Origin of the sequence: Streptomyces sp. NPDC093111 (genome assembly GCF_040683955.1) — a bacterium.
Classification (GTDB): domain Bacteria; phylum Actinomycetota; class Actinomycetes; order Streptomycetales; family Streptomycetaceae; genus Streptomyces.
In genome coordinates, this window is the sequence record NZ_JBFBNW010000025.1 from 60,482 (window position 1) to 86,525 (window position 26,044).

The 26,044-nt window shown below is 72.3% G+C and carries 23 protein-coding genes and 1 tRNA gene; 10 read left to right on the top strand and 14 right to left on the bottom strand.

The genetic code is table 11. The annotated features are described in order from the left end of the window. Nucleotides 1–71: 71 nt before the first annotated feature. Nucleotides 72–1,475 (top strand): dihydrolipoyl dehydrogenase, encoded by a 1,404-nt coding sequence (gene lpdA, locus AB0Q96_RS33595; protein WP_365332159.1) that lies wholly within the window; start codon nucleotides 72–74, stop codon nucleotides 1,473–1,475. A 46-nt stretch (nucleotides 1,476–1,521) separates the two neighbouring features. After that, the gene (locus tag AB0Q96_RS33600) at nucleotides 1,522–2,196 is read left to right on the top strand and encodes a rhomboid-like protein (RefSeq protein ID WP_365332161.1); all 675 of its coding nucleotides are present in this window, start codon (nucleotides 1,522–1,524) and stop codon (nucleotides 2,194–2,196) included. A 186-nt stretch (nucleotides 2,197–2,382) separates the two neighbouring features. On the opposite strand, the gene AB0Q96_RS33605 is transcribed toward AB0Q96_RS33600, so the two are convergent. The 9 genes from AB0Q96_RS33605 to AB0Q96_RS33645 all read right to left on the bottom strand — a co-directional run bounded on the left by AB0Q96_RS33605 (nucleotide 2,383) and on the right by AB0Q96_RS33645 (nucleotide 12,095). Then, the gene (locus tag AB0Q96_RS33605) at nucleotides 2,383–3,189 is read right to left on the bottom strand and encodes an HAD family hydrolase (protein ID WP_365332163.1); all 807 of its coding nucleotides are present in this window, start codon (nucleotides 3,187–3,189) and stop codon (nucleotides 2,383–2,385) included. After that, nucleotides 3,186–4,475 (bottom strand): serine--tRNA ligase, encoded by a 1,290-nt coding sequence (serS, locus tag AB0Q96_RS33610; protein ID WP_365332165.1) that lies wholly within the window; start codon nucleotides 4,473–4,475, stop codon nucleotides 3,186–3,188. The genes AB0Q96_RS33605 and serS overlap by 4 nt, the downstream gene beginning before the upstream one ends. Before the next feature lie 398 nt (nucleotides 4,476–4,873). Beyond that, nucleotides 4,874–5,809 carry a prephenate dehydratase gene (gene pheA, locus AB0Q96_RS33615; RefSeq protein WP_365332167.1) on the bottom strand — a complete coding sequence of 312 codons (936 nt, stop codon included), beginning with the start codon at nucleotides 5,807–5,809 and terminating at the stop codon, nucleotides 4,874–4,876. A 38-nt stretch (nucleotides 5,810–5,847) separates the two neighbouring features. Next, nucleotides 5,848–7,152 (bottom strand): iron uptake transporter deferrochelatase/peroxidase subunit, encoded by a 1,305-nt coding sequence (efeB, locus tag AB0Q96_RS33620; protein WP_365332261.1) that lies wholly within the window; start codon nucleotides 7,150–7,152, stop codon nucleotides 5,848–5,850. Between the two features lie 53 nt (nucleotides 7,153–7,205). Continuing rightward, nucleotides 7,206–9,131 (bottom strand): copper resistance protein CopC, encoded by a 1,926-nt coding sequence (locus tag AB0Q96_RS33625; RefSeq protein WP_365332168.1) that lies wholly within the window; start codon nucleotides 9,129–9,131, stop codon nucleotides 7,206–7,208. Nucleotides 9,132–9,154: 23 nt separating this feature from the next. Next, nucleotides 9,155–9,610 carry a copper chaperone PCu(A)C gene (locus AB0Q96_RS33630; protein ID WP_365332170.1) on the bottom strand — a complete coding sequence of 152 codons (456 nt, stop codon included), beginning with the start codon at nucleotides 9,608–9,610 and terminating at the stop codon, nucleotides 9,155–9,157. Further along, entirely contained in the window at nucleotides 9,607–10,350 is a 744-nt protein-coding gene (locus AB0Q96_RS33635; RefSeq protein WP_365332172.1) for an SCO family protein, read from the bottom strand. The genes AB0Q96_RS33630 and AB0Q96_RS33635 overlap by 4 nt, the downstream gene beginning before the upstream one ends. Nucleotides 10,351–10,380: 30 nt before the next feature. Next, nucleotides 10,381–11,142, bottom strand: a complete 762-nt coding sequence (locus AB0Q96_RS33640; RefSeq protein ID WP_365332174.1) for a YcnI family protein — start codon at nucleotides 11,140–11,142, stop codon at nucleotides 10,381–10,383. Nucleotides 11,143–11,306: 164 nt separating this feature from the next. Next, the gene (locus AB0Q96_RS33645; protein ID WP_365332176.1) at nucleotides 11,307–12,095 is read right to left on the bottom strand and encodes a hypothetical protein; all 789 of its coding nucleotides are present in this window, start codon (nucleotides 12,093–12,095) and stop codon (nucleotides 11,307–11,309) included. 219 nt (nucleotides 12,096–12,314) lie between these two features. Here AB0Q96_RS33645 and AB0Q96_RS33650 point away from each other — a divergent pair, with 219 nt between their 5' ends. After that, nucleotides 12,315–12,758: an ATP-binding protein gene (locus AB0Q96_RS33650; RefSeq protein ID WP_365332178.1), complete on the top strand. Its 444-nt coding sequence runs from the start codon at nucleotides 12,315–12,317 to the stop codon at nucleotides 12,756–12,758. 103 nt (nucleotides 12,759–12,861) lie between these two features. On the opposite strand, the gene AB0Q96_RS33655 is transcribed toward AB0Q96_RS33650, so the two are convergent. Then, nucleotides 12,862–14,331, bottom strand: a complete 1,470-nt coding sequence (locus tag AB0Q96_RS33655) for an aminopeptidase P family protein (RefSeq protein ID WP_365332180.1) — start codon at nucleotides 14,329–14,331, stop codon at nucleotides 12,862–12,864. 153 nt (nucleotides 14,332–14,484) lie between these two features. Then, on the bottom strand, nucleotides 14,485–15,891 hold the full coding sequence (locus AB0Q96_RS33660; RefSeq protein ID WP_365332263.1) for a GAF domain-containing SpoIIE family protein phosphatase: 1,407 nt from the start codon (nucleotides 15,889–15,891) through the stop codon (nucleotides 14,485–14,487). A 574-nt stretch (nucleotides 15,892–16,465) separates the two neighbouring features. Between AB0Q96_RS33660 and AB0Q96_RS33665 the strand changes: the two genes are divergently transcribed. Beyond that, the gene (locus AB0Q96_RS33665; protein WP_365332182.1) at nucleotides 16,466–17,203 is read left to right on the top strand and encodes a bifunctional DNA primase/polymerase; all 738 of its coding nucleotides are present in this window, start codon (nucleotides 16,466–16,468) and stop codon (nucleotides 17,201–17,203) included. A 142-nt stretch (nucleotides 17,204–17,345) separates the two neighbouring features. Then, nucleotides 17,346–18,002, top strand: coding sequence for a hypothetical protein (locus AB0Q96_RS33670; RefSeq protein ID WP_365332184.1), 657 nt, complete (start codon nucleotides 17,346–17,348; stop codon nucleotides 18,000–18,002). Between the two features lie 220 nt (nucleotides 18,003–18,222). Here AB0Q96_RS33670 and AB0Q96_RS33675 read toward each other — a convergent pair whose 3' ends face one another. From AB0Q96_RS33675 to AB0Q96_RS33685, 3 genes are all read right to left on the bottom strand, one after another. After that, complete coding sequence (locus AB0Q96_RS33675) at nucleotides 18,223–19,200, bottom strand: DUF5926 family protein (protein WP_365332186.1); 978 nt, start codon at nucleotides 19,198–19,200, stop codon at nucleotides 18,223–18,225. Nucleotides 19,201–19,555: 355 nt separating this feature from the next. Continuing rightward, a complete protein-coding gene (locus AB0Q96_RS33680) occupies nucleotides 19,556–20,158 on the bottom strand; it encodes an ATP-binding protein (RefSeq protein ID WP_365332188.1) in 603 nt (200 codons plus the stop codon). 73 nt (nucleotides 20,159–20,231) lie between these two features. After that, nucleotides 20,232–21,053, bottom strand: a complete 822-nt coding sequence (locus AB0Q96_RS33685; protein ID WP_365332190.1) for a glycerophosphodiester phosphodiesterase — start codon at nucleotides 21,051–21,053, stop codon at nucleotides 20,232–20,234. Between the two features lie 166 nt (nucleotides 21,054–21,219). On the opposite strand from AB0Q96_RS33685, the gene AB0Q96_RS33690 reads away from it, so the two are divergent. The 5 genes from AB0Q96_RS33690 (at nucleotide 21,220) to AB0Q96_RS33710 (ending at nucleotide 26,043) form a co-directional block, all read left to right on the top strand. Continuing rightward, nucleotides 21,220–22,785 (top strand): trypsin-like peptidase domain-containing protein, encoded by a 1,566-nt coding sequence (locus tag AB0Q96_RS33690; RefSeq protein ID WP_365332192.1) that lies wholly within the window; start codon nucleotides 21,220–21,222, stop codon nucleotides 22,783–22,785. 54 nt (nucleotides 22,786–22,839) lie between these two features. Further along, a tRNA-Ser gene (locus AB0Q96_RS33695) sits at nucleotides 22,840–22,926 on the top strand. A gap of 461 nt (nucleotides 22,927–23,387) precedes the next feature. After that, entirely contained in the window at nucleotides 23,388–23,699 is a 312-nt protein-coding gene (locus AB0Q96_RS33700) for a hypothetical protein (protein ID WP_365332194.1), read from the top strand. Between the two features lie 194 nt (nucleotides 23,700–23,893). Then, nucleotides 23,894–25,066, top strand: a complete 1,173-nt coding sequence (locus tag AB0Q96_RS33705; protein ID WP_365332196.1) for an acyl-CoA dehydrogenase family protein — start codon at nucleotides 23,894–23,896, stop codon at nucleotides 25,064–25,066. After that, a complete protein-coding gene (locus tag AB0Q96_RS33710) occupies nucleotides 25,063–26,043 on the top strand; it encodes a bifunctional MaoC family dehydratase N-terminal/OB-fold nucleic acid binding domain-containing protein (RefSeq protein WP_365332198.1) in 981 nt (326 codons plus the stop codon). Before AB0Q96_RS33705 ends, AB0Q96_RS33710 begins: the two co-directional genes overlap by 4 nt. Nucleotide 26,044 lies beyond the last annotated feature (1 nt).

Here is a 26,044-nt window from a genome sequence, read left to right on the forward strand (position 1 = left end):
TGTGGCCTCGTACGGGGGCTCGTAGGACTCGTACGCGGACCGAACACCCTCACCACCCTCGGGAGTCAGTCATGTCAGACCGCTTCGACGTCGTCGTACTCGGAGCTGGCCCCGGCGGCTACGTCGCCGCCATCCGCGCCGCCCAGCTGGGCAAGCGGGTCGCGGTCGTCGAGGAGAAGTACTGGGGCGGTGTCTGCCTGAACGTCGGCTGCATCCCCACCAAGGCGCTGCTGCGCAACGCCGAGCTGGCCCACATCTTCAACCACGAGGCCAAGACCTTCGGCATCAAGGTCGACGGCACGGTGACCTTCGACTACGGCGACGCCTTCGCGCGCAGCCGCACGGTCGCGGACGGCCGGGTCAAGGGCGTCCACTTCCTGATGAAGAAGAACGGCATCACCGAGTTCGACGGCCGGGGCACCTTCCTCGACGCGCACACGCTCCAGGTGAACAAGGCCGACGGCACCGCGCAGACGATCACCTTCGACCACTGCATCATCGCCACCGGCGCGACCCCGCGACTGCTCCCCGGCACCGCGCTCAGCGACCGCGTCGTCTCCTACGAGCAGCAGATCCTCGCCGAGGACGCCCCGAAGTCGATCATCATCGCCGGCGCCGGCGCGATCGGCATCGAGTTCGCGTACGTGCTGAACAACTACGGCACCAAGGTCACCATCGTCGAGTTCCTCGACCGGATGGCCCCGCTGGAGGACGAGGAGGTGTCCAAGGAGCTCGCCAAGCAGTACCGCAAGCTGGGCATCGACGTCCTGACCTCCACCCGCGTCGAGGCCATCGACGAGTCCGGCCCGCAGGTCCGCGTCACCGTCACCGGCAAGGACGGCGCGAGCAAGGTCCTGGAGGCCGACAAGGTCCTGCAGGCCATCGGCTTCGCCCCGAACGTGTCCGGCTACGGCCTGGAGAACACCGGGGTCGCCCTGACCGAGCGCGGCGCCATCGAGGTCGACGGCCGCTGCCGCACCTCCGCGCCGCACATCTACGCGATCGGCGACGTCACCGCGAAGCTGATGCTCGCGCACACCGCCGAGGCCATGGGCGTCATCGCCGCCGAGACCATCGCGGACGCCGAGACCATGGAGCTCGACTACGTGATGATCCCCCGCGCGACCTACTGCCAGCCGCAGATCGCGAGCTTCGGCTACACCGAGGCGCAGGCCCGCGAGAAGGGCTACGACGTCAAGGTCGCCAAGTTCCCGTTCATGGCGAACGGCAAGGCGCACGGCCTCGGCGACGCGACCGGCTTCGTGAAGATCGTCGCCGACGCGAAGTACGGCGAGATCATCGGTGCCCACCTGATCGGCCCCGACGTCACCGAGCTGCTGCCCGAGCTCACCCTGGCGCAGCAGTGGGACCTCACCGTCCACGAGGTCGCCCGCAACGTGCACGCCCACCCGACCCTGGGCGAGGCGGTCAAGGAAGCGATCCACGGCATCGCCGGACATATGATCAATTTCTGAGGTTTCGCACGCGTTTCACTCAGGTTCGGGTGATAGGCACGGTGATGTGCCACGCGAATCCTCTTCTCCCGCCCCGGGTGGCGAACCGTCCCGGCCGATCAGGTCGTGGGTGCGTTCGTCACCCGGTACGCACGTCTGGCTGGCTGTCATCGCGGTCACCAGCCTGTCCATCGCGCTCTCCCCGGACGACCTGGACCGCTATCTGCTGCACCGCAACAGCAGCAATCTGCACGAGCTCTCCCGCAACCCGGTGCAGGCGCTGCTCGGCAGCGCGTTCTGGATCGAGAACCCGGCGAGCCTGCTCCTGTACGCGGTCCTCTTCGAGGTCTTCCACGCGCCCGTCGAGCGCTGGCTCGGTACGGCGAAGTGGCTGGTCGTCGTCGCGACGGCGCACATCGCCGCCACCCTCATCAGCCAGAAGGTCGTCCTGGAGGCGATCCAGCACCACGACGTGCCGCGCAGCATGGCGCACGTCGTCGACATCGGGGTGAGCTACGGCCTGGCCGCCTCGGTCGGCATCCTCACCTACCGGCTGCCGCGCCCCTGGCGCTGGTTCTACCTGGCGGGCGCGGTGGCCTTCTTCGCGGTCCCGCTGGTCTCGAACCATACGTACACCGATCTGGGGCACGCGATCTCGCTGCTCATCGGGCTCGCGTTCTGGCCGCTGACCTGGCACACGCCGGGGGCGGCGGACGCGGCGCACCTGGCCCGTCCGGGATAAACCGGTGGTCCCGGCGAGGGCGTCCGGCCCACACTGGGGGTACGGAAACGGGGCGGCCGCTTCGAGCGCGCGGGGGCGAACCGCGCGGGCCGCCCCGCTTCTTCTTCCCTGTCTTCCGTCGCGGACTTCCCCGCTCAGGCGCTGAGCGGACGCTCCCCGCTCAGGCGCTGAGCGGACGCTCCGCGCTCAGGCGCTGAGCAGCCGCTCCAGGACGAGCGCGATGCCGTCCTCCTCGTTGGAGGCGGTCACCTCGTCGGCCACCGCGCGCAGCTCCTCGTGGGCGTTGCCCATCGCGACGCCGTGCGCCGCCCAGCCGAACATCGGGATGTCGTTGGGCATGTCGCCGAAGGCGATCGTCTCCGCCGCCTTCACGCCGAGCCGGCGCGCGGCGAGGGAGAGCCCGGTCGCCTTGCTCAGGCCGAGCGGGAGGACCTCGACGATCCCCGGGCCGGCCATCACGACGTCGACGAGCCCGCCGACCGTCTCGCGCGCGGCGCGGGTCAGCTGGTCGTCGTCGAGCGTCGGGTGCTGGAGGTACAGCTTGGTGAGCGGGGCCGCCCACAGCTCCGCCGGGTCCTCGTACGGGACGTACGGCAGCGGTCCCTCCTGGACCCGGTAGCCGGGGCCGATCAGGACCTCGCCCTCCAGGCCGTCGCGGCTCGCGGCGAGGGCCAGCGGGCCCACCTCGGCCTCCAGCTTGGACAGGGCGAGCCCGGCGAGCTGCCGGTCCAGGGTGAGCGAGGTCAGCAGCCGGTGCTCACCGGCGTGGTAGACCTGCGCGCCCTGCCCGCACACCGCGATCCCCTCGTAGCCGAGGTCGTCGAGGATGTGCCGGGTCCAGGGCACCGCCCGGCCGGTGACGACGATGTGCGCGGCGCCCGCCTCCGTGGCGGCGACGAGCGCGTCACGGGTGCGGCCCGAGACGGACTCGTCGGCCCGCAGCAGCGTGCCGTCGAGGTCCGTCGCCACCAGGCGGTAGGGGAAGGTGCTCACTTGGAGATCGGCTCCAGGACCTCACGGCCGCCGAGGTAGGGGCGCAGCACCTCGGGCACGCGCACCGAGCCGTCCGGCAGCTGGTGGTTCTCCAGGATCGCGACGATCGTGCGCGGTACGGCGCACAGCGTGCCGTTCAGGGTGGAAAGCGGCTGGACCGTCTTCTTGCCGCCCTGCTCCTCGCGCATGCGGACGGACAGGCGGCGGGCCTGGAAGCCGTCGCAGTTGGAGGCGGAGGTCAGCTCGCGGTACTTGCCCTGGGTCGGGATCCAGGCCTCGCAGTCGAACTTGCGGGAGGCGGAGGAGCCCAGGTCGCCGGTGGCGACGTCGATCACCTGGAAGGGCAGCTCCAGGGAGGTCAGCCACTGCTTCTCCCAGTCGAGGAGCCGCTTGTGCTCGGCCTCGGCGTCCTCCGGAGCGACGTACGAGAACATCTCGACCTTGTCGAACTGGTGGACGCGGAAGATGCCGCGGGTGTCCTTGCCGTACGTGCCGGCCTCGCGGCGGAAGCACGGCGAGAAGCCGGCGTACCGCAGCGGCAGCTTGTCCGCGTCGATGATCTCGTCCATGTGGTACGCGGCGAGCGGGACCTCGGAGGTGCCGACCAGGTAGTAGTCGTCCTTCTCCAGGTGGTACACGTTCTCCGCGGCCTGGCCGAGGAAGCCGGTGCCCTCCATGGCGCGCGGGCGGACCAGCGCGGGGGTGAGCATCGGGATGAAGCCGGCCTCGGTGGCCTGCGCGATCGCCGCGTTGACCAGGGCGAGCTCCAGGAGCGCGCCGACGCCGGTCAGGTAGTAGAAGCGCGAGCCGGAGACCTTGGCGCCGCGCTCGACGTCGATGGCGCCCAGCGCCTCGCCGAGCTCCAGGTGGTCCTTGGGCTCGAAGCCCTCGGCCGCGAAGTCGCGGATGGTGCCGTGCGTCTCGAGGACGACGAAGTCCTCCTCGCCGCCGACGGGCACGTCGGGGTGGACGATGTTGCCGAGCTGGAGGAGGAGCGCGCGGGCCGTCTCGTCGGCCTCGTTCTGCTCGGCCTCGGCGGCCTTGACGTCGGTCTTGAGCTGGTCGGCCTTCTGGAGGAGCGCGGCGCGCTCCTCGGGGGAGGCCTTGGGGATCAGCTTGCCGAGCGCCTTCTGCTCGGATCGGAGCTCGTCGAAGCGGACGCCGGACGACCTGCGCCGCTCATCGGCGGAGAGCAGGGCGTCGACGAGCGCGACGTCCTCTCCACGGGCGCGCTGGGAGGCGCGAACACGGTCGGGGTCCTCACGGAGCAGGCGAAGGTCAATCACCCCACCAGGCTACCGGTGCGCGATCGCGCGACCCCACTCGATAAGGACTTGCGTGTCGCTTTGCCCGAATTGCTTTGTTTTTCCATGATTTCCCCATTCGGACTTCCCTGGGGGATCTCCGGGGGATCTCCGAGGGATCTCTGGGGAAGTCCCAGGGGTTCTCCACAGGAATGCGGGACTCCGAAGGGTTATCCACAGGCTGTGTGGAAGATCTGTGGACCAAGAGGGCCGCCGGCATTTTCCCACTCCTTCGAGTGGGAATACCTCGCCCCAAAGAGTGGGCCCCCGGAGCAGGGGTGACGACGATTTGTCGACCCTGCCGGGGACGGCCCGGGACGGGGTGGACGCGCTTGTCGACTTGTCCCCAGGTCGAGACGCAAGCCTGTGGATAACTCGGGCTAGGCCCGGCCGTCCTGGGCCCGCGCCAGCCAGTCCGAGGCGTCCGTGAACTCGCCGTCCGAGGTCCCGCGCCGCAACGGCCGTACGTCCTCGACCGCCACGCCCGCGCGCGGATACGAACCGAGGAAGCGCACCTTCGGGCAGATCCGCTTCAGCCCCATCAGCGCCTCGCCGACCCGCCGGTCCGAGATATGGCCCTCGGCGTCCACGGCGAAGCAGTAGTTCCCGATGCCCGCGCCCGTGGGCCGGGACTGGATCAGCATCAGGTTGACCCCGCGCACGGCGAATTCCTGGAGCAGTTCCAGCAGTGCGCCGGGGTGGTCCTCGCCCAGCCACAGCACGACCGAGGTCTTGTCCGCACCGGTCGGCGCCGCGGGCCGGGCCGGACGGCCCACCAGGACGAAACGCGTCTCGGCGTTCTCCGCGTCGTGGATCTCGGTGACCAGGGGCTCCAGGCCGTAGGTGGCCGCCGCGAACTCGCCGGCGAAGGCCGCGTCGAAGCGGCCCTCCTGGACGAGACGGGCCCCGTCCGCGTTGGACGCGGCCGACTCCCACACCGCCTCCGGCAGATGACGCCGCAGCCAGTTCCGCACCTGCGGCTGGGCCACCGGGTGCCCCGTGACGGTCTTGATCTCCGACAGCTTCGTCCCGGGCCGTACGAGCAGGGCGAAGGCGATCGGCAGGAGCACCTCGCGGTAGATCATCAGCGGCTCGCCCGAGGACAGCTCGTCCAGGGTCGCGGTCACCCCGCCCTCGACCGAGTTCTCGATCGGCACCAGCGCGGCCGCGGCCTCACCGTTGCGGACGGCGTCCAGCGCGGCCGGGACCGAGACCATCGGGACGAGCTCCCGCGTCGCGGCCTCGGGCAGCGTACGCAGCGCGGCCTCCGTGAAAGTGCCTTCGGGACCGAGATACGTATACCGGGTGGCTGACATACGGTCACCCTAATGGCAGCCGCTCGGCAGCGACGTGCCTACGACTCCAGCAGCCGCTGGCCCACGTACTCGCCCTCCGCGGCCCCGCCCGGCACCGCGAACAGCCCGCTCGCCTCGTGCCGGACGAACGGGGACAGCGCGTCGCCCCGGTCCAGCTTGCGCTGCACGGGCACGAAGCCCCGCAGCGGATCCGCCTGCCAGCAGACGAAGAGTAGCCCGGCGTCCGGGGTGCCGTCCGCGGCGATCCCGTCGTGGAAGGAGAAGGGCCGGCGCAGCATCGCCGCGCCGCCGTTCTGTTCGGGTGCGGAGATCCGGGCGTGGGCGTTGTCCGGGATGACGGTCCCGCCGTCCGGCCCCCGCTTGTCCAGATCCAGCGGGGTGGTCTCGCTCCCGCCGGTCAGCGGAGCCCCGTCCGCCTTCCGGCGCCCGATCACCTTCTCCTGCTTGTCCAGGGACAGCCGCTCCCAGTCGTCCAGGAGCATCCGGATCCGCCGCACGACCGCGTACGACCCGCCGGCCATCCACTCCTGGAAGCCCTGGGACCCCTGAGAGCCCCCGCTGCCCGTCTCCGGGCTCTGCGGGACGAAGATCCGCCGGTCGAAGTCGGCGTCCGTCCGCTTCGGGTTGTTCGTGCCGTCGACCTGGCCCATCAGGTTCCGGGCGGTCATCGGCCGGGCCGTGGCACCGGCCGAACGGTTGAAGCCGTTCATCTGCCAGCGCACCCGCGCCGCGCCGTCCGCGTCCTTCTGCAGCGCGCGCAGCGCGTGGAAGGCGACCAGCGCGTCGTCGGCGCCGATCTGCACCCACAGATCGCCCTCGGAACGCTTCGGGTCGAGCGCGTCGGAGGAGAAGGCCGGCAGCGGGTCCAGCTGCCCGGGGCGGCGCGCGGTGAGACCGGTGCGGTCGAAGAAGGTGCGCCCGAAGCCGAAGGTCACGGTCAGCGAGGACGGCCCGGCGTCGAGCGCGACGCCGGTGTCGCCGGTCGAGGGCTTGCCCGCCATCAGTGCCTTCGCGGTGGCCGACCAGCGGCGCAGCAGCGCGGCGGCCTCCTTGCGGCCGGCGCCCGGGGCGAGGTCGAAGGCGACCAGATGCCCGCGGGACTGAAGCGGAGTGGTGATCCCCGCTTGATGTTTCCCGTGAAACATCACCTCGGTCGAACCGACCGAGGTCAGCGCGGAGGAGCCGCCGGAGCCCGTGCCGGAACCGCCCCCGTCCTCCGTCGAGGCGAAGCCGACACCGCCGGCCGCGCCGATCAGCAGACCGGTCGCGCCCGCGGCGCCGACGGTGCCGAGCAGCCGCCGCCGGGAGATGTCGAGGCGGGCGTCGTCCACGGGGGTGTCCACGGCGTCGGCCGCGGGGGTGTTCGCAGGGGCGTTCACGGGCTCGTTCACGGGGCTCAGCCGATCTTCACGTTCTTGTCGATGGTGGTCTGGTCGATCTCGGACGTCCGCACGGTGACCTGCATCCGCCACTCGCCCGCCATCGGGAGCTGGACGCTCGACGCGGTCCAGTGTCCGGTCTGGATCCGGTCCGGCAGCACCGGCAGCGGGCCGATCTGCTTCTCCGTGAGGGTGAAGGACACCTTCACCTCGGGCACGTCCAGGGGGCGCCCGTTGGGCCGCAGCACGAAGATGTGCAGCGCGTTGGCGCCGGTGCGCCCGGGGGAGAGGGTCAGCTGCACGGTGCCCTTGCCGTCCACGCCGCCGGTGTCGAAGGGCAGCCGGACGTCGATCGGACGGTTGGGCACGGCGGAGGAGCCGGATGACGCCTTGAGGCGGCCCGCCTCCTCTTCCGTACGGGCCGGCTCGGTCGAGGTCAGCACGGTCGTCACGGCGAGGAGCACGACCGCGACGGCCGCCTCGGTCAGCACCGAACGGCGCAGCCCGGCCCGCTCGGGGTCCGCGTCCCGCTCCCGCTTGCGCCGGGCGGTGGCGACGGCGGCCCGCTGCCGCGCGAGCTGCTCGGAACGAGCACCGTCGACCTCGTCGGCCTCGTCGGCCCCGCCGGGGGCAGCACCCTCATCGGCGGCTTCCGAGGACTCCGTGGCGTCCGTCGCCTCCGAGGGCTCCGTGGTCTCCGCCGCCTCCCCCAGCCGCTGCACCCACCGCCGCGACACCCAGGCGATGCCCAGGAGGACGGCGACCAGGCCGATCTTCACGAGGAGCAGCTGTCCGTACCGGGTGTCCGTCAGCGCGGACCAGGTGCCGACCTGCCGCCAGGACTGGTAGACGCCGGTGGCGACGAGCACGACGACCGAGCCGAAGGCCAGCTTCGAGTACCGCTCGACCGCCGAGCGCTCGACCGACGGCGCCCGGTACAGCGCGACCAGCAGCGTCGTCAGGCCGCCGAGCCAGCCGGCCACCGCCAGCAGGTGCAGGATGTCGACCGGCATGGCGATGCCCGGCTGGAGCCCGGTCGAGGCGTGTTCGGCGAGCGCCCAGGTGCCGGCGATGCCGGCCGCGACGACGGTGCCGCCGAGCGCGAGGCCGAAGGTGAGGTCCTTGAGTTCCTTCTCGTCGGTGCGCCGGGCGTACGCGCCGAACAGCACGGCCACGAACAGCGCCGCCGCGCCGAGGAGCAGCATCCGGGAGGAGAGCGCCGCCCCGGTCTTGGTGGCCAGGACGGCCTGGAGCCCGGCCAGGTCGAAGACGTCGGCCAGCTTGCCCGAGCCGGTGTACGGGTTGCGGAGCAGCAGCATCGCGAGGGTGGCGCCGGTCAGCGTGAGCCAGCCGCGGACCACGAGCCGCTGCACCGGCCGGACGCTCGCCCCGCGCGGCCAGCAGGCCAGGACGAAGGCGCCGCCGCCGACGAGGACGACGAATCCGGCGTACGAGAGGTAGCGCGCGATCCCGTACAGCGCGCCGACGATCCCGCCGCCCGCGGTCTGTTCGGGCAGGGCGACGGAGGTGGTCGAGGGGGCGCCGACGGAGAAGGTGAAGGCTCCGGAGACGGGGTGGCTGTCGGCGGAGACGGTCTGCCAGGCCACCGTGTAGGTGCCGTCGGGCAGTCCGGGCAGCAGCTCGACGCCGTAGCGGACGATCGAGCCGCTGCACATGTCACGGATCTCGCCGGTGTCGGCCCGCTTCCCCGAGGGGTCGAGGACCCGGATCGAGTCGGCGCCCATGGCGACCTGCTCGGAGAAGGTGAGGTTGACGTCCTTGGGAGCGGTGGCGACCACCGCCCCGTCCTGCGGGTCGCTGCCGGTCAGGGCCGCGTGCGCGGACGCGGGGCCCGCGGTGGCGAGCAGCGTGCCCAGGAGCGCGGCCACGACGAGCAGCAGCCGGGTGACGGCGTGCCCGAGGCGCGGGGCGGTGGTGGTCATCGTCCGGTTCTCCCTCGACTGGCTCAGTGCTGCTTCGGGTTGTGGTTCGGTGCCTCGACGGGGAGCTCGACCTTGAGGGCGCCGGACTTCTCGAAGTGGAGCTCGATGCTCACCTTCTCGCCCTGCTTGGGCTGCTTCTTCAACTCCATGAACATGAGGTGGTTGCCGCCGCGTTCCAGCTTGAGCTCACCGTTGGCCGGGATGTCGAAGGCCTTCACCTCCTGCATCTTCTGGTTCTTCGTCTCGTGCATCGTGACGTCGTCCGAGAGGCCGCTGGTGACGGAGGTGAGCTTGTCGGCGACGTCGCCGCCGTTGGTGATGGTGAGGAAGCCGCCGGCCATGTCCATCACCGGCTGCGGCATGAACGCGCCGCTCACCTTGAGTGCGGGCTTGTCGTCGCCGGAGGACGAGCAGCCGGTCAGGGCGAGCGCGGCGGCGAGTGCGACGGAGGCGGTCAGGGCGGTGGTGCGGCGGTTCACGGGTTCTCCCCCTTGATGAGCTTCGGCAGGTCCTTGGCGTAGTCGTCGGCGCTGGTGCTCTCGCCGTACAGGACGTAGCCCTGGTCGGTGGTCGGCGAGAAGGCGATGACCTGGGCGCCGTGCATGGAGACCACGGTGTTGCCCTCCTTCTTCGCCGGGTCGATGCCGATGCCCATGGAGCGGGCGCCCGCCTGGATCGTCTTGAAGTCGCCGGTGAGCCCGACGAAGGACGGGTCGCCGGCGGCGGGCAGCCACTTGCCCAGCTCGGCGGCGGTGTCCCGCTCGGGGTCGGTGGTGACGAAGACGACCTGGAGCTTGTCCTGGTCCGCCTTGGGGAGCTGCTTGCGGGCGATGGCGATGTTGCTCATCGTCAGCGGGCAGACGTCGGGGCAGTGGGTGTAGCCGAAGTAGACGAGCGTCGGCTTGCCCTTGGTGGCCGTACGCAGGTCGTACTTCTGGCCCTTGGTGTCGGTGAGGACGAGGTCGGGCTTGGCGAACGGCCGGTCCAGGACGGTGGCGGCCTTGTCGCTGTCGGTGCCGCCGGAGACGTCGGCTACCGGCCCGCTCGTGGTGCCGGGCGTCTTGTCGTCGCCGCCGCCGAGACCGACGGCGGCCGTGATCCCGAGCGCCGCGACGATGGCGACGGCGGCGGCGATCAGCGGGGCACGGCGGCCGGGTCGGCCGCCGTCCTTCGCGTCGTCGGCACCGGACTTCTGAGCAGCTGTCTTGCTGTCGGACATGGTGATTCTTCCGGGTCGATGGAGGGGCCGTCAGGCCGAGCGGCGGCGTCCGGCCAGGACGCCGAAGGCGATGCCGGCGAGGCCCACGAGGATGCCGACCACGCCGAGGACACGGGCCGCGCTGTCGGTGGAGCCGGCGGCCTCCTTCTCCTTGTGCTCGCCGGCCTTCTCGTCGTGGCCGGCCTTGTCGTCGGCGGCCTTGTCGTCGCCGGCCGGGGCGGCGCCACCGTGGTGGTCGGCGCTCGCGGCGGAGAGCTTCAGCACGGGGGCGGGGTTCTCGGGCTCCGGCGCGCCGTCCTTGGGCTCCTCGATCCAGCGCACGACCTCGTTGTTGTCGTAGGTCTGGATGGCCTTCAGGACGAGCCGGTCGGTGTCCTCGGGCAGCTGGCCGAGGGAGAGCGGGAACTGCTGGAACTGGCCGGGGCCGATCTTCGAACCGGCCGCGGTCCAGGTGACCTTGGCGACCGCCTCGTTGATCTTCTTGCCGTGCAGCTCCAGCGGCTTGGCCAGCTTGGCCTTGGTGACCTCGACCTTCCAGCCGGGGACCGGCTGCGGCATCACGGAGGCCAGCGGGTGGTCGGTGGGGAAGTTGACCTCGACCTTGACGGTGGAGGCGTTGTCGCGCTCGTTGGGCACCTTCACGTTGACGGTCGCGTAGCCGCCCTTGGCGGCCTCGCCCTGCGGCTGGACGCCGACGTGCGCGGACGCGGTGCCGGCCAGCAGCAGGACGGAGGCGACGGCGGCGCCGCCGGTGAGGACGGCGCGGGAGACGTGGGTACGGGAAACGCTCATGGCAGAAGACACTCCAGCTCGGAGGAGGGTTCGGAAGCGGACGACCGGACACGGCGTCACGTCACCGCGTGCCGCGCGGGGGCGGCCGGGCGGGCCGGCGGTTCGTCCGGGGGTCGTCCGCGAGCGCGGACGACCGCGGATCCGCTCCCTGCGAGCGGTCCGCGTCAGGCTGCGAGGACGCAGGAGGCGGCCGGGGGGCCGCGCCTGATCACGGTGTGCTGGAGCGCCTCGGCCACCGGCGGCGGCGAGGAGTCGAAGGCGGTACGGGCGGGGCCGCGCGGTCCGGTGGCCGGAGCGCCCGGCAGTCCGGCGAGCAGGGCCCGTACGAGGAAGAGCGCGGCGCGCAGGGAGCGTACGAGCGCGCACGCGGCGAGCTCCGTGGCGCCCTGCGTGGACAGCCGGACCAGCCGGCCGAGCGCGAGGTCGCCGCGGCGCAGCAGCCAGCCGGTGGCCAGCGCGGCCAGCAGGTGTCCGAGCAGCATGGGCAGACTCGGCATCAGCTCGGCGGCCCCGGTGCCCGCGCCGCCGGTCATGCCGGCCATGTGGCCGTGCCCGGTGGCGGCGGTCGGGGAGAGCCCGGCGTCGCTGACGATCCGGGCCGCGTCGGCGGGGCTCAGGGACGTGCCGCCCTGGCCGCAGACCAGCTTGGCGGCCAGCCGGACGAGGGCCTGGTCGGTCTCCGCGCCCATGGCGAGCCGGCGCTGGCCGAACCCGAACAGGGCGTGCAGCCCGAGCTGTCCGACCGTCAGCGCGCCGACGATGGCGGGCAGCGAGCGCTCGCGTCCGGTGAAGAGCACGGTGATGCCGAAGACGCCGAGGAATCCGGCGGCGATCGACCACAGCGCGATCCCCGCGCAGGCGGCCAGCGCGTGGCCGAGCGCGGACAGCACGACGCAGACCGCGGTGAACACCGCGGCCCTCAGCATGCGTGGTGCGAGCGCGGGGGCAGACATGGCGGGCCCATCATCGCACCAGCCCCACACCTCCCATACGGCAGGTCCGGAAGGTCACTCTTGGGGGCGTTCGGGCTGACATACACCGGCGCAAGGGAGGAGTGCACCCGCCGAACGGGCGCTCTTGACGTGGCTCGGGGCTTATGGACCACGCGGGACGGCAATACGTATCGGTATGTCGTGCCGCAGCATGTCGAGCCGCAGCCAGGAGGCTGGAGCATGAGCATCTGGTGGTCCCTGCATCTGCGGCGCGAGGCGGCGAGCGTGCCGCTCGCCCGGCGGCTGTTGCTCGGCACGATGGAGACCGCTGGGGTCGACCCGGACGTGTCGTACGAGCTGTCGGTGGCCCTGACCGAGGCGTGCGCGAACGCCGTCGAGCACGGCGGGGCGGTGGGCCGGGGCGGCGGCTCGCAGGCGTACCGGGTGACCGCGTACCTGGACGGCGAGACCTGTCGCATCGAGGTGGCCGACTCGGGCCCCGGTTTCGCCCCTGCCCCCGAGCGGCGCCCGGCGGCGCCCGACGCGGAGAACGGGCGCGGGCTCCGGCTGATCGAGGAGCTCGCCGACCACGTGCACTTCGGGCGGACGGGCCGGGGCGGCGCCCTGGTCAGCTTCGACAAGATCATCAAATGGCGCCCGGACGCCCCGCTGGCGCTGACCTGAGCGGCGAGGGGTCGCGCGGCACGTCCGTCCCCCCGCCCGTACGGAAAAGGGCCCCGCCGACACGAATCGGCGGGGCCCTTTCCCGTACGGGCGGGGGGACGGGTCAGCCCTTCAGGCCGGCCATCCACGCCTCGACCTCGTCGGACCGGCGCGGCAGCGCGGCCGAGAGGTTCCGGTTGCCGTCCTCGGTGACGAGGATGTCGTCCTCGATCCGGACGCCGATGCCCCGGTACTCCTCGGGCACGGTCAGGTCGTCGGCCTGGAAGTAGAGACCCGGCTCGACGGTCAGGCACATGCCCGGCTCCAGCGTGCAGTCGACGTACGCCTCGGTGCGCGCGGCGGCGCAGTCGTGGACGTCCATGCCGAGCATGTGGCCGGTGCCGTGCAGGGTCCAGCGGCGCTGGAGGCCCAGCTCCAGGACGCGCTCGGCCGGGCCCTCGACGAGGCCCCACTCGACCAGCTTCTCGGCGAGCACGCGCTGGGCGGCGTCGTGGAAGTCGCGGTAGCCGGCGCCCGGCTTCACCGCGGCGATGCCGGCCTCCTGCGCCTCGTACACGGCGTCGTAGATCTTGCGCTGGATCTCCGTGTACCGGCCGTTGACCGGCAGGGTGCGGGTGACGTCGGCGGTGTAGAGCTCGGTGGTCTCCACGCCGGCGTCGAGCAGCAGCAGGTCGCCGGAGCGGACCGGGCCGTCGTTGCGGACCCAGTGCAGGGTGCAGGCGTGCGGGCCGGAGGCGCAGATGGAGCCGTAGCCGACGTCGTTGCCCTCGACCCGGGCGCGCAGGAAGAAGGTGCCCTCGATGTAGCGCTCGCTGGTCGCCTCGGCCTTGTCGAGGACCTTGACGACGTCCTCGAAGCCGCGGGCGGTGGAGTCGCAGGCCTTCTGCAGCTCGGAGACCTCGAACGCGTCCTTCACGAGGCGGGCCTCGGAGAGGTAGACGCGCAGCTCCTCGTCGCGCTCGGCGGTGACCTTGTCGGTCAGGGCGGCCTCGATGCCGGCGTCGTGGCCGCGCACGGCGCGGACCGGGCCGGTGGCCGTCTTCAGCGCCTCGGGCAGCTCGCGGACGTCCTTCGCCGGGATCCCGAGCAGCTTCTCGGCCTCGGTGAGGGAGTGGCGGCGGCCGACCCACAGCTCGCCCATGCCGTCCAGCCAGAACTCGCCGTTCTCGCGGTCGGAGCGGGGCAGCAGGTAGATCGTGGCCCGGTGGCCGTCCTCGGCCGGCTCCAGGACCAGGACGCCGTCGTGGGCCTGGTCGCCGGTGAGGTAGGCGTACTCCGTGGAGGCGCGGAAGGAGTACTCGGTGTCGTTGGACCGGGTCTTCAGGTTGCCGGCCGGGATCACCAGGCGCTCGCCCGGGAAGCGGGCGGACAGCGCGGCGCGGCGGTCGGCGGTGTGCGCGGCCTGGGCGATGGGCGCCAGGTCGTGCAGCTCGGTGTCGGCCCAGCCGGACCGCATGTTCTCGGCGAGCTCGTCGGAGACGCCCGGGTACAGGCCGTTCTTCCGCTGCTTGATCGCCTGCTCCTCGGACTCTTCCGGGGTCTCCGGGTTGTCCGGCGTGAGCTCATCGGCCACGGGTCTGCCTCCTCTGGTACGACACTGAACCCTTCCCATCGTACGGTCGTGCGGAAGGGGGCCCAGAGCCGGAAGACCCATTACCGGCGGGTCAGGACGGTGGCGGTTCTCACTCCGGTCACGCTCCGATCGCCGCCGGAGGCCCGGCGGCGCTCACTCGAAGCGCGCGGCGAGCAGCACCACGTCCTCGCCGTCGGCGTCCGGACCCTCCAGTCCTTCGGGCAGTACGGTCCGCAGGACGTGGTCGGCGACGGCGCCCGGATCGGCCCGGTCCGCCTTGGGTACGCCCGCGGCGGCGGCGTGCAGCCGGGCGAAGGCCCGGTCCATGGGGTCGCCGGTCCGCCGGAGCAGCCCGTCCGTGTACAGCAGCACCGTTTCTCCGGGCCGCGGGGACAGCTCGACGCTCGGCGCCTCCCAGCAGGACAGCATGCCCAGGGGGGCGGAGAGCGAGGTCTCGACGTACTCGGTGCGCTGGTCGCCGATGATCAGCGGCGGGGCGTGGCCGGCCCCGGCGAGCACGATCCTGCGGGCCTGCGGCTCGCAGAAGGCGAAGAGCGCGGTCGCCGAGCGCGCGGGTTCGGTCAGCCGGAGCAGCAGCTCCAGGTCGGAGAGGACGGCGACCGGGTCCTCGCCCTCCATCACGGCGTACGCGCGCAGCGAGGCGCGCAGGCGTCCCATCGCGGCGAGGGCGCTCGGCCCGCTGCCGGTGACGGAGCCGACGGCCAGCCCGAGGGCGCCCTCGGGGAGCGGCAGCGCGTCGTACCAGTCGCCGCCGCCGCGGGGGCCGGTGCGGTGCCGGGCGGCGAGCTGGACGCCGGGGATCCGGGGGAGGCGGCTGGGCAGCAGCTCCTCGGCGACGGTGGCGACCTGGGCACGGGCGCGCTCGACCTCCAGGAGGCGGCCGAGGTGCTCGGTGGCGAACCTGCCGTAGAGCTGGACGAGGTGCCGCTGGCGCTCGGCGGGCTCCGCGGGCTCGTCGTACAGCCAGACGACGGCGCCGAGCCGGCCGGCCTTCTCGGTGGCGAGCGGCAGCGCGTAGCTGGCGGCGTAGCCGAGGCGGGCGGCGACCTCGCGGAGGCGCGGGTCGAGACCCTCCTCGTCGCGCAGGTCGGGGATGGCGATCGGGCGGGGCAGCGAGCCCTCCGGCAGGGCGTCGAGCCCGTCGAGGATGCGCCCGTACGAGGTGACGCTGCGCGGCACGGTCTCGATGGTGCCGAGCTCGGCGTGGGCGAGGCCGAGGCCGACGGTGGAGGTCGGGCCGAGGCCGTCGGCCGGTTCCAGTACGGCCATCCCGCGACGGGCCCCGACCAGGGCGGCTCCGGCGCGCAGCAGCTCGCGCAGGGCGTCGTCGAGCGAGCCGGTCCTGATCAGGGACTCGGTGAGTTCGTGGAGGAGGGTGAGGTCCGAGACCCAGCCGGCGAGGCGGTCCTGGAGGAGGGCGTCGGCGGCCTGGGACGGCGGGGCCGGCGGGGACGCCGCGGGGCGGGGAGGGACGGCCGCCGGGTGCGGAGGAACCGCAGTGTGCGGCGGAAGGGAAACAGCAGAATCGATTCCGGCCACTTTCGGCGCGGGCGGTGTACTCATGGCCCGCGCCTTTCAGACCTGCGCGTTTCATGCAATAGCATCGCAAACCCCCAAGTCATTCTGCGCCACTACCCAGCGATCCACATCTACACGCACATGTAGAGCGATGTCCAGCATTGTCACCATGGGACTTGTGGTGTCCGTGGGATGGGGCGAGGGGGTTGAAGACTAGGGGAAGTTGGCTGAAAATTGCCCCCAGTGTGCACCATTCGCGGTCGACTGGCGTCGTTTGAAAGCGCGTCATTTTGAGCGGGACGGGTACGTAATCGGTGACGGGCAGGGGCAGTTGGACACGCCCCTGAATACGGACGCGGAACCCGGGCGTCCTCATCACCGCAGGCCGCACCCTCCAACCGAGTGGCGGGGAACCTCTACCGCCAGGACCGGCCGGCAGCGACTGCCGAGCCTGGATGCAGCTCGTACGCGCTGAGATGCATGCTGACACGCACGCTGAGACGCACAGTGATACGCACGGTGAAGAGATCCGCACGTGGAGTCACGCACGTGGTGTGATGTGGATTCGGCGTTCAACGGAAAGGAACGAGCGCTCATGCGCGAGATCCTCGGAAGGCGACGCAGGCTCCGGTTCCGGCGCAAGGGGCGCGAGGAGCGCGCGGAGCGCGATGCGGTCGTCGCACAGCTCGACTCGGCGCTCCTGTGCGCCACCGAATGGGACTGGCCCGTCCTGCCCGGAGTGGGCCTGCGGACCGCGGCGTCCAAGGCGACGGGAGCGCGCGCCCTGCTCGGCGCGCCCGCCGCCGTGACCTGCGCCTGCCCCGACCCCCAGTGCGTGGTGCCCGGAGCGCACCCCTTCGATCCCGGGCTGCTGGCGGCCACCACCGACGCCCGCATGATCCGCTGGTGGTGGGGCGAGCGCCCGGGCGCGCCGGTCCTGCTGGCCACCGGCGGCCGGGCACCCTGCGCGGTGAGCCTGCCGGCCGTCGCGGGCGCCCGCGCGCTCGCCGCGCTGGACGCGCTGGGGATGCGGCTCGGCCCGGTCGTGGCCTCGCCCACGCGCTGGGCGATCCTCGTCGCCCCGTACAGCCTCGAACGGCTGGGCGAACTGCTCTACACGAAGGACAGCGTGCCGAGTTCGCTGCGCTTCCATGGAGAGGGCGGCTATCTACCGCTGCCGCCCTCGACCATCGGGAGCGGACAGGTCCGCTGGGAGCGGGCGCCCCTGGCGGGTTCGGCCCGGCCGTGGCTGCCGGACGTCGAGGCGGTCGTGGACGCCCTGGTCGAGGCGAGCACGAGCACGCCGGGCGGCGGCAGCAGACTCACGTACTGAGCCGGACCGGCACGGGCGTTCACCCGAACGGGTGTGTCGCACCCCGCATCCAGGGGAAACGGGCGCGCGGCCCGTCGCCCGCCCGCCGGCCGCCGCTATCTTCGCCCCGAGGGGTCGTTCCGAGGGAACAGGTGGCTGCGGCATGGGGCAGATGAGTCCGGCGAAGTGGCGCGCGATCGGGCTCGGGACCGCGGTGGTGATCGCCGTCCTGGTGCCGATCGCGGCGACGGCCGGCCCTTCGTGGACAGGATCCGGCTCCGGGGCACGCTCCGCACCGGGTGCCGGTCCCGACACCGCTGCCGGCTCCGCTGCCGCTGCCGACTCCGCTGCCGGCTCCGTTGGTGACGACGGGAAGCCGAAGGCTCTCCTCGCGGAGCTCGGCCTGACGCCCGGGCGGACCGCCGGGGCCGTCGGCTCCGCCCCCGGCGCCGCTTCCGCCGCGCTGCCCTCCGCGACCCGGTGCGGACCCGAACTCGCCTCCCCCGACGGGGTCGAGGCGCAGACCTGTGTGGTGACCGAGGGCGCGGACGTCCGGGCGCGTACCTACTACCGCAACGCCACCGGCCAGGAACTCGACGCCGTCCTCACCCTGATGGCCCCCGGAGGCCGCACCGTACAGGTGCGCTGCGCGGTCGAGGCGCAGGACGAACCGGATACCTGCGAGACGCCGAGAGAGCCGGTCAGGGGTGGCGCCGAGGACTATTCGGCGGTGTCGGAATTCGCCGGCGCGGGCGGGGGTGACAGCACTCCGCTGCTGCTGCGCTCGGGGAGCAACGCGGCCGGGCCGGACGGTAGTTGAACCGTCAGCGGGCTTACGCGGGCGCACGCGGGCATGAGAAGGCCCGATCGCTGGCGACGGGGGATGCACCAGCGACCGGGCTTCTAGAACGGTAACAAGAGATCTGCCGTTCGCAAATTCGATCTCGGTTATTCGGACAGGGATTTAGGCCTGCGAACGAGGGGTTGTGGCGGAAGTCACCGACTGGTCGGTCTGTCCGTCACGGATACCACCTGGGGTATCAGCTGAGCGTGACCTGACGGTTGGTGAGACCGCCCCGCGCGCGCCGCTCCTCGATGCTGAGCGGGGCGTCGGAGGCGAGGGCCTCCGCGAGCCGCTCGGCGAACTCGGCCGCCGGCTTCTCGCACTCCTCCGCCGTCATGCCGGTCGGCAGGTCCCACACCGGAACCATCAGGCCGTGCGCGCGGAAGGAGCCCACGAGACGGGTGTCCGCGCCGAGCGAGGTGGCGCCGGCGGCCTGGAGCCGGGCCAGCGCGTCGAGCAGCTTCTCCTCGGCGTGCGGCATGACCCAGCGCAGGTGGTTCTTGTCCGGGGTCTCGCACCAGTAGGCCGCGTCCACACCGGTCAGCTTGACGGTGGGGATGGCGGCGGCGTTGGCGCGCTCCAGGGAGGCGGCGACCTCGGGGCTGGAATTGTCCGAGGTCTCGGGAATCCAGAATTCGAAACCGGTGTGCACGTCCGGCGCGAAATCGCCGTCCGGGTCGAGCAGGTCCTGGAGTCGCGGGCCCTCCGGCGTCACGCGGCGGGGCTCGACCGGCGTGCCGGGCTCGGTCTCGAGCGCGCGCTGGAGGGTGTCGGCGAGGTCGCGGGCGAGGTCGCCGGAGGAGGCGTCGTTCTGCAGCGCGAGCAGCACGGAGCCGTCGTCGCGGCGCAGCGCGGGCCAGGCCATCGGCAGCACGGTCGCGAGGGTCACCGACGGCACGCCCTCGGGCAGCCCGCCCTTGAGGGTGAGCGGCACGGTGGCGGCGGGCACCAGCTCGCGCAGCGCGACCCAGTCGCACTCGCCGGGCAGCCCCTCGAAGGGGCGCTGGACGATCTCGGTCACGGCGTGCGAGGCGGCCCGCCCGTGACACGCCTTGTAGCGGCGGCCCGAGCCACAGGGGCACGGCTCGCGCGCACCGACGACCGGGATCTCCCCGCTCGTGACCTGTGCCTGGCCGGTCTTGCCGGGCTTCGTCTGGGGGCGCTTCTTCGCCATGGTGTGGCTTTCTCCCGATCGCGGCGGTGCTGTCTAGGGCGCGAGCCTAGCCGCACGCGATCCCGCATGCCGGGATGCCGCCGTCACCGGTGCCGGTCCGGCCGGTCGCGGGGACGGCTTCCGGCCGATCGAGCCGGGCCGGACCCGAGGTCCGGGACGGCGTCCGGATGACGGCCCCGGAGGACCCGAGGGCGCGAGGCCCGAGGGTCCGAGGAGGGGACCCGGCGGTCGCGCCGCCGGACCCGCGGCGGCGGCCCGCCACAGCTCCCGCCGCCACTCCCGTCGACGCTCCCGCCACCGGCCCCTGCCGCGGCTCCCGGTCCCGTCCCAGTCCCGTCCCGTACCCGCCCCGGTCTCATTCCAGGTCGTCGTACGCGTCCAGGAAGTCCAGTCCGGAGCCGCCGCCGACCCGTGCCGCGAAGTCCTCGCGGCGGTGGCCCTCGGTGACGACCACCCAGACGGTGACCTCGCCGGTCGCGCTGTCCCGTACGCCCCAGTCCTGTGCCAGCGCGCTGATGATGTTCAGCCCGCGTCCGCCGCGTGCGGTGACCGAGGGCGTGGCGGGAACGGGGCGGGTCGGGCCGCCGCCGTCCGTCACCTCGACCGTCAGCCCGCCGGATCTGTCGATGCTCCAGGCCGCGCGTACGTCGCCGTCGCCCACGTCCGCGTGACCGAGCGGCCGGCCGTGCCGACACGCGTTGCTCAGCAGTTCGGAAAGGATCAGCACCGCGTCGTCGACGACCGTTTCGGACATCCCGTTGCGGTGCAGCTGCTCCCGCATCCGGTGTCGCGCCTTGCCCACGCCCGCAGGGCCATGGGGTACGGCCATGCTCGACGACGTGGGCACCTCCTGTGCCACCACCAACGCCACCCCCGAGACCTCCTTTGCCCCACGCCACGGTGTGAATGCCCCAATGGCCTGGACCGGAAACCGGCCAGTACGGGTCTGGTGACGCACTCGTGACGATCGCGTACGTCCCGAACGCGCCGGGGCACACCCGTCACCCCTGTGACAGGGGTGACGGGAGGGGCTAGAGGCGGCCCAGCTGGGACAGCACGCGCTTCGGGCGGTTGGTGATGATCGCGTCCACGCCGAGCCGCTCGCACAGCTCCACGTCCTCGGGCTCGTCGACGGTCCAGACGTGCACCTGGTGGCCGGCCTTCTGGAGCCGCAGGATCACGGCGGGGTGGTGCCGGACGATCCGGATCGAGGGTCCCGCGATCCGGGCGCCCGCGGGGAGCCGCCCGTCGCGCAGGCGCGGGGTGACGAACTGGGCGAGGGAGACGGTGGGCAGGGTCGGCGCGGCGGCCGCGACGCGGTGCAGGGAGCGGGCCGAGAAGCTCATGACGCGCACCTGGGACTCCTCCGGCGCGGCGGGCGCGGCGAGGTCGAAGCGGCCGAGGAGCTGGAGCAGCTTGTCCTCGACCTGCCCGGCCCAGCGGGTGGGGTGCTTGGTCTCGATGGCGAGCTCGATCCGGCGCCCGGCGTCGGAGACCAGCTCCAGGAGGCGTTCCAGGGTGAGGACGGAGGTGTCGCCGGGGTCGCCCCGGTCGGGGCTCTCGCCGGCCTCCTCGCGTCCCTTCCAGGTGCCGAAGTCGAGGGCGGCCAGATCGGCGAGCTCCAGGGCGGAGACGGCGCCGCGGCCGTTGGAGGTGCGGTTGACGCGCCGGTCGTGGACACAGACGAGGTGCCCGTCGGCGGTCAGCCGTACATCGCACTCCAGGGCGTCGGCGCCGTCCTCGATGGCCTTCACATAGGCGGCCAGAGTGTGTTCCGGGGCGTCCTCGGAGGCCCCGCGGTGGGCGACCACCTGGACAGGGGGACGGTTCGGTTGCTGCGGTGCGTGGGTCACCGCGACATGGTAAGGCTGTGTCGTATATGCCCCCATATAAAGAAGAGGGGTGCGGACACACAGCTCCGGCTTACAGTGGCCTGACGTCCGGTGGGAAAAGCTGAGCACAGCACCATGGACCAGGCATCCATCCACCCGCATCCGTGCAGTGAACGAGGAGAGAGCTGTGAGCACCGAGAACGAGGGCACGGCGGTTCCGGCGGACCGGAGTGCCCCGTCCGTCCCTCCCACGCCTCCCGCCCCGCCCGCGGCCCCTCCGACGCCTGCCGCCCCCGAGGAAACGCCCGAGCCGACGCGGTCCGAGCCGAAGACCGAGCCGCAGGCCGAGTCAGAGTCCGATCCGCAGGCCCCGACGGAGACCCTGCCCCAGACCCACGCCCAGGCCCCCGCCATGCCCCCCGCGGCCCCGGAGCCCGCCTCTGAGCCCACCCCGGCACACGCTCCGGCCCCCGCCCCTGTCCATGCCCACACCCCTCAGCCCGCTTCCGCCCCCACCCCCGCCCCCGTTCCCGCCCCGGTCCCCGACCCGGCGGCCGGTGGCTGGCCCCCCGCCCCGCCGGTGACCCCGTCGTGGGGCGCTCCGGCGCAGCCGGCCCCCGAGGCCCCGCGCAGGCGCTCGGGCGGTCTGGTGGCGGCCGTCCTGGTCGCGGCGCTGGTCGCGGGCGGCGTCGGCGGCGGCATCGGCTACTGGGCGGCGTCGCAGCGCGACGACGACCCGACCGCGTCGACCACCGTCTCCTCGGGCGACTCCCCCGCCTCCTTCAAGCGCGACCCCGGCACGGTCGCGGCGGTGGCGGCGAAGGCGCTGCCGAGCGTCGTCACGATCCAGGCGAAGTCCGGCGGCACGGACGGCGAGGGCGGCACGGGCACCGGCTTCGTCTATGACAAGGAGGGCCACATCGTCACGAACAACCACGTGGTGGCCTCCGCGGCGGACGGCGGCACGCTGTCGGTCACGTTCTCCAACGGCAAGACGTACGACGCGGAGGTCGTCGGCCGCGCCGAGGGCTACGACGTGGCCGTGATCAAGCTGAAGAACGCCCCGTCGAACCTGGCGCCGCTGGCGCTGGGCGACTCGGACCGGGTGGCGGTCGGCGACTCGACCATCGCGATCGGCGCGCCCTTCGGCCTGTCGAACACGGTGACGACCGGCATCATCAGCGCCAAGAACCGTCCGGTGGCCTCGGGCGACGGCTCCAGCGGCAAGAACTCGTACATGAGCGCCCTGCAGACCGACGCGTCGATCAACCCGGGCAACTCGGGCGGTCCGCTGCTCGACGCGAGCGGCGCCGTGATCGGCATCAACTCCGCGATCCAGTCGGCGGGCAGCGGCTACGGCCAGTCCCAGGCGGGCTCGATCGGCCTCGGCTTCGCCATCCCGGTCAACCAGGCCAAGAACGTCGCCGAGCAGCTGATCAAGACCGGTAAGCCGGTCTACCCGGTGATCGGCGCGACGGTGAACATGCAGGACAAGGGCGAGGGCGCCACCATCGCCCAGCAGGGCACCGGCGGCACCGCCTCGGTCACCCCGAACGGCCCGGCGGCCAAGGCGGGCCTGAAGGCCGGCGACGTGATCACCGCCTTCGACGACCACCCGATCGACAGCGGCCCGACCCTCATCAGCGAGATCTGGACCCACAAGCCCGGCGACCAGGTCAAGCTCACCTACGAGCGCGCGGGCAAGACCGCCACGGCCACCGTCACCCTCGGGGAACGCACGGGCGACAGCTGATCCTTTACGCTCCCGGTACTCTGTACTCGCTCCGCCCCCGGCGGACGGAGCGAGGGTGGGTTGCCCGAGCGGCCTAAGGGAACGGTCTTGAAAACCGTCGTGGCAGCGATGTCACCGTGGGTTCAAATCCCACACCCACCGCGGTGCCTGGAACGGCCCCCGACCGGTATCTACCGGTCGGGGGCCGTCGGCTTTCCCGTGTTCGCCGTTTCGCCCCCCGGGTGGTGTGCGCCGGTTCTGCGCCCGCGCTCCCGGCCCGTTTTTCGCTCCGCTCTCGACTCTCGGGCGGGGCTTTTCGGGCAGGAGGGCGGATTGGCTGAAAAGGTGCCGAAACGCTTCGTCCCTTGGGAGGGGCGGGCTCCCGTGGTGGTGTGCGGGCTTCGGGTGGGTGGCCTGGGGGTTTGCCGGGGGTGAGGGGGTTTATCGACTTGTCCTCACGCTTGAGGGGGAATCAGGGGCTAGGGGGTGGTTCGCCGGGGATTCGGTGGGCAACTCTGATCTCGCGACGTCGAGCAGGAAACGAACCGGGGTGGTCGGCCAACCGCCTTGGAATGAGCAGCAGTTAGCAGTTTTCAGAGCTTTCAGTTCCTGGAGGAACAGACATGGCAAGCATCCGTACCGCCCGCGTCATCGCCGTTGTCGCCGCCCTGCCCCTCGCCGCCGCGCTCTTCACCGGGGTGGCCCAGGCCGACAACGGAGGATTCGCGGACAACGGATCGAACACCAGCGTCGGCACGATCATCGGCAGTGGCGTGGGCGGCAGCAACAACGGCAACTCGACCACGACCCAGCAGGTGGCGACGGGTTCCGGTGCCTCCAACCAGAACAACACCGCGAGTGTGAACGGCTCGGCCTTCACGCACATCGACCAGTCCAACGTGAACGCGGCCGTCAACTTCTATCCGTGGTGGTGACCGGCCCGACGGGGGGAAGGTCCGCGGGGTGAACGGCGGCCCGTGCGGCGGCGCTTCGGCGCCGGCGTGCGGGCCGCCTTCCGTCGTGGGGCGGGCGGGCATCCGGCGGCCTCCGTGACCTTGACAGGGTGAGGGAATCTGACGGACAGTCAGAAACCTTAGGTGGAAGTCCTGTCCCGACGAGAGGCGTCGCCGTGCACCTCGCCCCGACCGAACGGCTCCTGCGGCTGCGCGCCGAACTCCGCGCGTACTTCCGCGACGTGATGCCCGACGGGCCCCCGCCCCCCGCCGACTCCGCCGCCCAGCGCCGGCTGCTGCGCCGCATCGGCGGCGACGGCATGCTGGGCCTCGGCTGGCCCGAGGAGTACGGCGGCCAGGGCCGCGGCCCCGACGAGCAGTTCGTCTTCTTCGACGAGGCCTACCGGGCCGGCGCCCCCGTCTCCATGGTCACCCTCAACACCGTCGGCCCGACCCTCATGAAGTACGGCACCGACGAGCAGAAGGCGTACTTCCTCCCCCGCATCCTCAGCGGCGAACTCGTCTTCGCCATCGGCTACAGCGAGCCCGAGGCCGGCACCGACCTGGCCTCGCTGCGCACCAGGGCCGTACGGGACGCCGACTCCTGGCTGATCGACGGGCAGAAGGTCTTCACCTCGAACGCCCAGAACGCCGACTGGATCTGGCTCGCCTGCCGCACCGACGCCGACCCCGGCACCCCCCGCCACCGGGGCATCTCGATCGTCCTCGTCCCCACCGACGCACCCGGCTTCTCCTGGACCCCGATCGAGACCGTCGGCGGGCTCACCACCACGGCCACCTACTACGACGCGATCCGCGTCCCGGCCGGCAACCTCGTCGGGCCCGAGCACGGCGGCTGGGGGCTCATCACCAACCAGCTCAACCACGAACGGGTCGCGCTCGCCGCGATCGGCATGCAGGCCGAGGACTTCTTCGCCACCGCCCTCCGGCACGCCCGCACCCCCGATCCGGTCACCGGCGCACGCCGGATCGACGAGCCCTGGGTCCGCATCCGGGCCGCCGAGGCGCACGCCCGGCTCGCGGCCACCCGCCTGCTCAACTGGCGCCTGGTCGGAGAGGTCGGGGCGGGCCGGCTGGCCCCGGGCGACGCGAGCGGGGTGAAGTTCGCCGGCACCGAGTCGGCGGTCGAGGTCTACCGCATGTGCCAGGAGATCGCGGGCGGCGCCGCACTCGTCCGGACCGGATCGCCGGGCGCGTTCGACGGCGGCGAGCTGGAGCGGATGAACCGGGCCGCCCAGATCAACACCTTCGGGGGAGGAGTGAGCGAGGTGCAGCGCGAGATCGTCGCGACGATGCGGCTCGGCATGAAGGGGAGGGGGCGGCGATGAGCCCGGACCAGGACGCCCGGGCCGGACACCGCGACCCGCGCGGAGAACCGCGCGACGACCCCTTCCACCAGCGGCTGAAGACGTACGAGGGGCGGCCGGCGGCCGTCGGCGGCACCGGCAAGGACCCCGTCAACGAGCCCATGATCCGGCACTGGTGCGAGGCGATGGGCGACACGAACCCCGGCTACCGGGGCCCCGACGCCGTCGCCCCGCCCACCATGCTCCAGGCGTGGACCATGGGCGGCCTCTCCGGCCACACGGACCGCTCCGGGGCGTACGACGAACTCTCCGGCCTCCTCGACGCCGCCGGGTACACCTCGGTCGTCGCCACCGACTGCGAGCAGGAGTACCTGCGGCCCCTGCGGCCCGGGGACGCGATCACCTTCGACGCCGTCATCGAGTCCGTCTCGCCCCGCAAGACCACCAAACTGGGCACCGGCCACTTCGTCACGACCCGGATGGACGTACGGGCCGACGGCGAGCTCGCCGGCACCCACCGGTTCCGCATCCTCAAGTACACGCCCGCGGCCCGCCCCGAGCGGCGCGAGGAGACCGCGCCCCGGGCCGCCGACCGGCCCCGGCGCCCCCGTCCCGTCGTCAACCGCGACAACGCCGGCTTCTGGGAGGGCGTGGCCGGCCACCGGCTGCTCGTCCAGCGCTGCGCCGACTGCGCGACCCTCCGCTTCCCCTGGCTGCCCGGCTGCAACGCCTGCGGCTCCCGGGAGTGGGACACCGTCGAGGCGAGCGGCGAGGGCACCGTCTACTCGTACGTGGTCATGCACCACCCGCCCTTCCCGGCCTTCGACCCCCCGTACGCGGTCGGGCTCGTCGAACTGGCCGAGGGCGTCCGGATCGTCAGCAACATCGTCGGGGTGCCCTACGACAAGGTGCGGATCGGGATGCCGGTCCGGCTGGAGTTCCTGAAGGCGGACGAGGAGCTCGAACTCCCCGTCTTCCGCGCGGGAGGCGAGGACTGAC